Origin of the sequence: Dietzia sp. SLG310A2-38A2, from assembly GCF_014145095.1 — a bacterium.
Lineage (GTDB): Bacteria > Actinomycetota > Actinomycetes > Mycobacteriales > Mycobacteriaceae > Dietzia.
Window position 1 is genome coordinate 1 of sequence record NZ_JAALDX010000170.1, and the last position, 3,374, is coordinate 3,374.

The window sequence follows — 3,374 nt, forward strand, 5'->3', positions numbered from 1 at the left end:
CGGCCCTGCGCATCTCCGAGACCAGGTGCACGATGTCGACGGAACTGGAACTGGAACTGGAACCGGGTGCGGACATACCCCCAGTGTGCCGCCCCCGGCCGGACGCGGGACGGAATAGGCCCCGCGGGGCGCGGGTTGGACCGGTCATGGCCCCCTCCCCGATGCCCCTGTCCGTGATCGACTTCGCCTCCGTCCGCCCCGGTCAGTCCGTCGGGGAGGCGCTGCAGGACTCGGTGGCGTTGGCGCGCAGGGCGGAGGAGCTTGACTACGAGAGGGTCTGGTACTCCGAGCACCACAACATGGGGTCCATCGCCTCCTCGGCACCGGCGGTGCTCATGGCCCAGATCGCCTCGCAGACCGAGCGGATCCGGCTGGGTTCCGGCGGGGTGATGCTGCCCAACCACTCGCCGCTCGTGATCGCCGAGCAGTTCGGCACATTGGCAGAGCTGCACCCGGACAGGATCGACCTGGGGCTGGGCCGTGCGCCCGGCACCGACCCGCAGACGTTCCGCGCCCTGCGTCGCGAGCCGTCGGCCGCCGAGCACTTCCCCGACGACGTGCGTGAACTGCAGGCTTTCCTGGGAGACTCCCCGTCGGACCTCGCCCGCACCCGCGGGATCACCGCGACCCCGGGCCGGGGCACCAGGGTTCCCCTCTACATCCTCGGATCCTCGTTGTTCGGCGCCCAGCTCGCCGCGAAGTTCGGTCTGCCGTACGCGTTCGCCTCGCACTTCGCGCCCGACGCGCTCGAGCAGGCCTCGGCGGTGTACCGCGACCGCTTCGAGCCCAGTGAGCAGCTGGCCGAGCCGTACATGATCGCCGCGGTCAACGTGGTGGCCGACGACGACACCGGGCGCGCGGCCCGCGAACTGCACTGGTACCGCCGCCAGCGCGTCAAGCTCATGGCCGGACGCGGGCGCCACTTCTCGGACGAGGAGCTGGACATGGTGATGGAGTCGGCCGCCGGCCGCCAGATCCTGCACATGATCACCTACACCGCCGTGGGGGACGGCCCCGAGGTGCGCGACTACCTGCGGGACTTCGCCGAGCGCGCGGGCGCGGACGAGCTGATGATCGCCCCCGTGGGGTCGACCCGTGAGCGGGTCCACGGCACGCTGGACGTATTGCGCCGGTCCTGGAGTGACTGAAGTAGCCACGACGTGGTGCGCTTGGTCACGAATTCGCCATCAGGAGGTCCCACGGGTGGTTAAGGCCCCCCGGACCGGCCTAGAGTTGATCCATGGCGATTTCTGATGTAGGCGAGTACGCGCACCTTTCTCCCGAGCAGATCGACGAGCTGGGCCGGGAACTCGACGCGATCAGGGCCGACGTCATCGCCTCTCGCGGGGAACGGGACTACCGCTACATCCACGGCGTGATCCGGCTGCAGCGGGGGATCGAACTGGGAGCCCGTGCCGTCCTGTATCTCGGCGCACGGAACCGCACGGCCTGGGCGCTCGGCACGGGATCCCTTGCCGTGGCCAAGATCCTCGAGAACATGGAGATCGGTCACAATGTCCTGCACGGACAGTGGGACTGGATGAACGATCCGGAGATCCACTCCACCACGTGGGAATGGGATCTGGTCGGCAGCTCCGCGGACTGGAAGCACACCCACAACTACCTGCACCACAAGTTCACCAACATCGTCGGGCTGGACGACGACGTGGGGTTCGGCGTCCTGCGGGTCACGCGTGACGTGCCGTGGGAGCCCAGGTACTCCGCCAACCTCCTGGTCAACACCGTGTTGATGCTGGGGTTCGAATGGGGGATCGGGCTGCAGCACGTCCGGTTCCAGGACGCGTTCCCGGGCTCCGGTGCCACGCCCGCCGACCGGCGCACCGCCAAGGCGTTCCTGCGGAAGGCCGGCAAGCAGGTCCTCAAGGACTACGTCCTGTTCCCCGTGCTCGCGGGGCCGTCCGGGCGGGAGGCCCTCACCGCCACCGTCACCGCCAACATCATCCGCAACATCTGGACCAATGCGGTGATCTTCTGCGGTCACTTCCCGGACGGGGCGGAGAAGTTCACCCCCAAGGACGTGAAGAACGAGACGCAGGCCGAGTGGTACCTGCGTCAGATGCTCGGCAGCGCCAACCTCGACGGTGGCCCCGTCATGAACCTCATGTCGGGCAACCTGTCGTTCCAGATCGAGCACCACATGTTCCCCGACCTGCCGTCCAACCGGTACTCGGAGATCTCGTTGCGGGTCCGCGAGCTGTGCGAGCGGTACGACCTGCCGTATGTGAGCGGGCCACTGTGGAAGCAGTACCTGCAGTCGTGGCGCACCATCGCGCGACTCTCCCTGCCCGACCGGTACCTGCTCCGGACCGCCGACGACGCGGCGGAGACCCGCAGCGAGAAGATGTTCGACCGGTTGCCGCAGATGCCCGGCCTCGCGACGGCCCTGGCGGCGATCCGGCAGAAGGGGCGCCCCCAACTGGTCCACTGAGCGCTTTGGCAGACTGTCCGGCATGTCGCTGAAGAGCATGCTGGAGTCCGCCTCGCGCGGTGGGAGTGTCGAGGTCACGGACGGCTGGACGCAGGGCCGCGCGATCTACGGTGGCCTGACCGGAGCCCTGCTCCTCGCGTCGATCAAGGGTCGGCTGAGGGACGCCGCCGGAGACGGGTCCGGGGCCGGGTCTCCACATCCGTTGAGGTCGTTCACGGTGTCGTTCGTCGGTCCCGCCACGACGGGCGCGGTCGAGGTCCACGCCGAGATCCTGCGGGTCGGGAAGAACGTGACGCAGGGCCAGGCCACGCTGCGGCAGGACGGGAAGATCGTCGCCACGGCGCTCGCGGCGTTCGGGAAGCACCGCGACTCCACCATCGTCGTGGCCCCGAGGCATCCCATGCCGGAGTTGCCGGAGCCCGGGACGATCGAGCCGTTCCCCTACATCGAGAAGATGACCCCGGAGTTCTATCGGTTCCTCGCGTTGAGACAGGTCGGTGGCGCGCTACCGTTCACCGGCGCCGACACCGGTGACCTCTCGGGCTGGGCGCAGCTGCGTGAGGCCCCGGAGGAGTTCCACGAGGAGCATCTATTAGTACTCGCGGACGCGTGGCCGCCTGCGACCATCCAGATGCTCTCCGGGTTCGCACCCGCCAGCAGCCTGACCTGGACGCTGGAGCTGGTGGCGGAGATCGGTCCAGACACGATCCCGCCGGAGGCGGTGTTCGCCTACGAGGCGACCACCGATGCGTCCCGCGACGGGTACGCGCACACCCACGCCATGATGTGGCGACCGGACGGGGCACTGACGGCGATCAGCCGCCAGACCATCACCGTGTTCGGGTGACAGCCGGCGGCTGATCGGTCGGCGGCGGGACTCAGCCGGCGGCGCGGCTGGCCCTGCGGCGATCGCCGCCACGCGGCT

3 protein-coding genes are annotated in these 3,374 nt (G+C 68.9%); all 3 read left to right on the forward strand.

Going from position 1 to position 3,374, the window contains the following annotated elements; translation table 11 throughout:
* Positions 1-146: 146 nt before the first annotated feature.
* The 3 genes from G6027_RS06775 (at position 147) to G6027_RS06785 (ending at position 3,296) form a co-directional block, all read left to right on the forward strand.
* Positions 147-1,148 (forward strand): LLM class flavin-dependent oxidoreductase, encoded by a 1,002-nt coding sequence (locus tag G6027_RS06775; RefSeq protein WP_182636506.1) that lies wholly within the window; start codon positions 147-149, stop codon positions 1,146-1,148.
* 92 nt (positions 1,149-1,240) lie between these two features.
* Positions 1,241-2,449, forward strand: coding sequence for an acyl-CoA desaturase (locus G6027_RS06780; RefSeq protein WP_182636507.1), 1,209 nt, complete (start codon positions 1,241-1,243; stop codon positions 2,447-2,449).
* Positions 2,450-2,471: 22 nt separating this feature from the next.
* On the forward strand, positions 2,472-3,296 hold the full coding sequence (locus tag G6027_RS06785) for a thioesterase family protein (RefSeq protein WP_182636508.1): 825 nt from the start codon (positions 2,472-2,474) through the stop codon (positions 3,294-3,296).
* Positions 3,297-3,374: the final 78 nt, after the last annotated feature.

Coding starts and splice junctions, on each gene's coding strand:
- G6027_RS06775 (WP_182636506.1), top strand. CDS start 147: ATGGCCCCCTCCCCGATGCCCCTGTCCGTGATCGACTTCGCCTCCGTC.
- G6027_RS06785 (WP_182636508.1), top strand. CDS start 2,472: ATGTCGCTGAAGAGCATGCTGGAGTCCGCCTCGCGCGGTGGGAGTGTC.
- G6027_RS06780 (WP_182636507.1), top strand. CDS start 1,241: ATGGCGATTTCTGATGTAGGCGAGTACGCGCACCTTTCTCCCGAGCAG.